This window comes from Albidovulum sp., assembly GCF_008933605.1.
Lineage (GTDB): Bacteria > Pseudomonadota > Alphaproteobacteria > Rhodobacterales > Rhodobacteraceae > Albidovulum.
Window position 1 is genome coordinate 1 of sequence record NZ_WBUS01000213.1, and the last position, 4,007, is coordinate 4,007.

The 4,007-nt window shown below is 70.7% G+C and carries 4 protein-coding genes; 3 read left to right on the forward strand and 1 reads right to left on the reverse strand.

Annotation, left to right across the window (positions count from 1 at the left end; genetic code table 11):
- Nucleotides 1-462 (reverse strand): FAD-dependent oxidoreductase (locus F9K34_RS17445; RefSeq protein ID WP_291338391.1); only part of this gene is annotated, 462 nt, incomplete at its 3' end.
- An 82-nt stretch (nucleotides 463-544) separates the two neighbouring features.
- Between F9K34_RS17445 and F9K34_RS17450 the strand changes: the two genes are divergently transcribed.
- The 3 genes from F9K34_RS17450 (at nucleotide 545) to F9K34_RS17460 (ending at nucleotide 3,949) form a co-directional block, all read left to right on the forward strand.
- On the forward strand, nucleotides 545-1,873 hold the full coding sequence (locus F9K34_RS17450; protein ID WP_436405763.1) for an amidase: 1,329 nt from the start codon (nucleotides 545-547) through the stop codon (nucleotides 1,871-1,873).
- A 166-nt stretch (nucleotides 1,874-2,039) separates the two neighbouring features.
- Nucleotides 2,040-3,218 (forward strand): aminotransferase class I/II-fold pyridoxal phosphate-dependent enzyme, encoded by a 1,179-nt coding sequence (locus F9K34_RS17455; protein ID WP_291338389.1) that lies wholly within the window; start codon nucleotides 2,040-2,042, stop codon nucleotides 3,216-3,218.
- Between the two features lie 11 nt (nucleotides 3,219-3,229).
- Nucleotides 3,230-3,949 carry a DNA translocase FtsK 4TM domain-containing protein gene (locus F9K34_RS17460; RefSeq protein WP_291338390.1) on the forward strand — a complete coding sequence of 240 codons (720 nt, stop codon included), beginning with the start codon at nucleotides 3,230-3,232 and terminating at the stop codon, nucleotides 3,947-3,949.
- Nucleotides 3,950-4,007 lie beyond the last annotated feature (58 nt).

Sequence of the window (4,007 nt, forward strand, 5' to 3'; positions counted from 1 at the left end):
CGAGAGCGTCACGGTGATCGCCGCCGGCCCGGCTTCCTGCGCCGCCACCGTCGTCGCCGGCAGGTGGGTGATTCGGGGCTCCGCCCGCATCGCATCGAGGAAGGCCGCATAGAGGTGGCGGTCCTCGACCATGAACCCCATCGGGCCTTCCTCGATCTCGGCCGCGTCGAAATGCAGGAAGAAGCGTGACGGCCCCTCTCCCGGCCGCCCGTCCGAGGTCTTGATCTCCAGGATCGGCTGCGCGTTCGCCGCTACCCGGTCCCAGACCCCCACCGCCTCCAGAAGCCGCTTCGACGCGAGGGCGAGCGCATAGGCCCGGCCGTCGAAACCCGCCTCCGCCCGCGCCGTCGCGGGCTGCGCGTCGATCACGGTGACGGTCAGCCCCGCCCGCGCCAGCGCCAGCGCCAGCGCCGGGCCATTCAGCCCGCCGCCCGTGACGATCACATCCGCATCATATCGCATGACCTCCACTATCCCCGCCCGGCCGGGATTGTCCATGCGGTCGCCTGCCGCTACCGTCTTGCCCGAAGCAGCGGAGGCGGGCATGGCGGAATGGCGGCAGATGAGCGCGGGCGACCTGGGCCGCGCGATCGGGCGGGGCGAGATCGACCCCGAGGAACTCACCGCCGCCTTCCTCGACGCGATCCGGGCGCACCCCCTCTGGGACAGCATCTACGCGCGCCTCACCGAGGACCGCGCGCTCGAGGAAGCCGCCGCCGCCGCCCGCCGCGCGAAGGCCGGGCTCCGGCTCTCGCCCCTCGACGGGGTGCCGGTCTCGTGGAAGGACCTCTTCGATACCGGAGGCGTGGCGACTGAGGCGGGCTCGCGGCTCCTTGCCGGCCGAGTGCCGGCAGGGGACGCCGAGGTGCTCCGGAACGCGGCGATGCAGGGCCTCGTCTGCCTCGGCAAGACCCACATGACCGAGCTTGCCTTCTCCGGTCTCGGCCTCAACCCGATGACGGCGACGCCACCCAACGTGAACGATCCCGCCCGCGCGCCCGGCGGTTCCTCCTCCGGCGCTGCGGCCTCCGTGGCCTTCGGACTGGCCGCCGCCGGGATCGGATCGGACACGGGCGGCTCGGTTCGCCTGCCGGCCGCATGGAACGATCTCGTCGGGCTCAAGACCACCTCTGGCCGGCTCTCCCTCAAGGGTGTCGTCCCCCTCGCCGAAAGCTTCGACACGGTCGGGCCGATCTGCCGCACGGTGGAGGATGCCGCGCTCCTTCTCGCCGCGCTCGAGGGCGGCAAGCCCGCAGACGTCGCCGGCGCGACGCTCAAGGGGACCCGCTTCCTCGTGCTCGAAACTGTCGCCCATGACGACATCCGCCCCGAACCGGCCGCCGGTTTCGCCCATGCGCTCGAACGGCTGACGGACGCCGGCGCGACGCTCGACCGCGGCGCGGTGCCGGAGCTTGCCGATGCCATGGGTCTCTCCGGTGTCCTCTTCACGACCGAGGCCTACGCCACCTGGCGGGCAGAGATCGAGGCCGCGCCGCAGCGGATGTACCCGCCGATCCTCGAACGCTTCCGCGCCGGCGCCCAGCACTCGGGGGTCGATTTCGTCGCCGCCTGGCGCTGGCTCCGCGCGCTGCGCGAGGTTTGGGCGGATCGGACGGCCGCCTATGACGCCGTTTTCGTCCCTACCGTGGCGAACCTCCCGCCCGAGACGGATCGGCTTCTTGCCGACCAGGCATACTTCGCCGCCGAGAATCTGCTGGCGCTTCGCAATACCCGGATCGGCAACCTGATGGGCCTCTGCGCCCTGACCCTTCCCACCGGCCTGCCGATGACCGGGATAACGCTCATGGGTCGGCCGATGGGCGAGGAGCGGCTTCTCCGCCTCGGCGCGGCGGCGGAACGGGCGCTGGCCTGACGGGGTCCCGCGGCGGTCCCCGGGCAGTCCCGGCGGCGCAGGGGCCGAAAAGCCACAATTCCCCCGCGCCAGCCCCCGGAAAGCATTGCTTTTTCTGGACCGGGCGCGCGCGGCCCGCTAGATTGCGGTCAAACGGGGCGGAACGACTCCGACGATTGAGGCAGCAATGACGTTTCCCGAGCGGTTCTCGAACCTTCCGGAATATGCTTTTCCGCGCCTGCGGAAACTCCTCGACCCGCATCCGGCGGGGGGCGAGCCCGTCACCATGACGATCGGCGAGCCGCAGCACGCCATTCCCGACTTCGTCGCGCCGGTCCTCAATGCCCATATGGCGGAGTTTAACCGCTATCCGCCCAACGAGGGCACGCCCGGCCTCCTCGCCGCCATCGCCGGCTGGATCAGGCTCCGCTACGGCGCCGAAATTGGCCCCGAACGGATCATGGTGCTGAACGGCACGCGCGAAGGGCTCTTCGACGCCTGCCTCGCGCTCTGCCCCGAAGTGAAGCAGGGCCAGCAGCCTGTCGTTCTCATGCCGAACCCGTTCTACCAGCCCTATGCCGCGGCTGCGCTCGCCGTCGGGGCGGAGCCTGTCTTCGTCCCCGCGACCGCGGCAACCGGCTTCCTGCCGGACTACGAGGGCCTGCCGACGGCGCTCCTCGACCGGGTGGGTGTGGCCTACGTCTGTTCGCCCGCGAACCCGCAGGGCGCGGTCGCGCCGCGCGACTACCTCGCCGGGCTCATCCGGCTCGCGGAACGGCACGACTTCGTCCTCCTTTCCGACGAATGCTATTCCGAGATCTGGCGCGACCATCCGCCGGTCGGCGCGCTTGAGGTCGCCTCCGAGATCGGCGCCGACCCCGAGCGGGTCGTGGTGATGAACTCGCTCTCCAAGCGGTCGAACCTCGCCGGGCTCCGCTCCGGCTTCGTGGCGGGCGGACGTGAGGCCATCGCCCGGTTCCGCCAGCTTCGCGCCTACGGCGGCGCGCCCTTGCCGCTGCCGGTCCAGCATGTCTCGGAACGGGCCTGGGGCGACGAGGCGCATGTGGAGGCGAACCGCGCGCTCTATCAGGAAAAGTTCCGCCTGGCCGACCGGGTCTTCGCGGGCGTGCAGGGCTACCAGTGTCCCGAGGGCGGCTTCTTCCTCTGGCTTCCGGTCGACGACGGCGAGGCCGCGGCGATCAGGGTCTGGCGCGAGACGGGGGTCCGGGTGCTGCCTGGCGCCTATCTCGCCCGCGAGGTCGGCGGCCACAATCCGGGCAAGGGCTACATCCGCGTGGCGATGGTGGCCCCCAAAGAAGAGATGCAGCGGGGGCTGCGGAAGATCCGCGCCTGCCTGTACGGTTGAGGGACGAGGGAATGGCATCTTACCAGGCACGCCAGCGCGATCCGCTTCTGGACCAGAACATCCAGGCGGCGCTCGAACGGCGCGGCAAGGAGCTTCTGGGCGTAGTGCTTCTGGGGCTCGGGCTCCTGACTGCGATGATGCTCCTGAGCTATTCGCCCGACGACCCCTCCTGGCTCGCCGCGACGGACGAGCCGGCGCGCAACCTCCTCGGCCGCTTCGGCGCCGCGCTGGCCTCGCCGCTCTTCGTCATCGCCGGTCACGGCGCCTGGATGATCGCCGTGATCTTCGCGGCCTGGGGCGCCCGCTTCGTCGCCCACCGCGGCGAGGACCGCGCGCTGTCGCGCGTCATCTTCGCGCCGATCGCCGTCGCCCTGATGTCGGTCTATGCCTCGACCCATGTGGCCGGGCCCGCCTGGGCGCACAGCTTCGGCCTCGGCGGGCTCTTTGGCGACACCGTCCTCGGCGCCATCCTCGGCATCGCACCGGTATCGGCGACGCTCGGGCTGAAGCTGCTCGCGTTTCTCGTGGGCATGGCGACGGTCGCCATGGCGCTCTTCGTGCTCGGTTTCGATCGGGACGAACTGAAGGCCACGGGGCGCTTCCTCCTCCTCGGCACCGTGGTCGCCTACGACGGGCTGATGCGGGCGCTCGGTCGCGGCGCCGCCGCCTCGATCCGGAGCGCGCCGAGATCTGGCTCAATGACTCAAGCGTCTTCGCCGGCATCAAGCTGATGCTCGGCATGGATCCAAAGAAGGACTACAAGAACAAGGTCGCCGAAGTGGCCCTGGA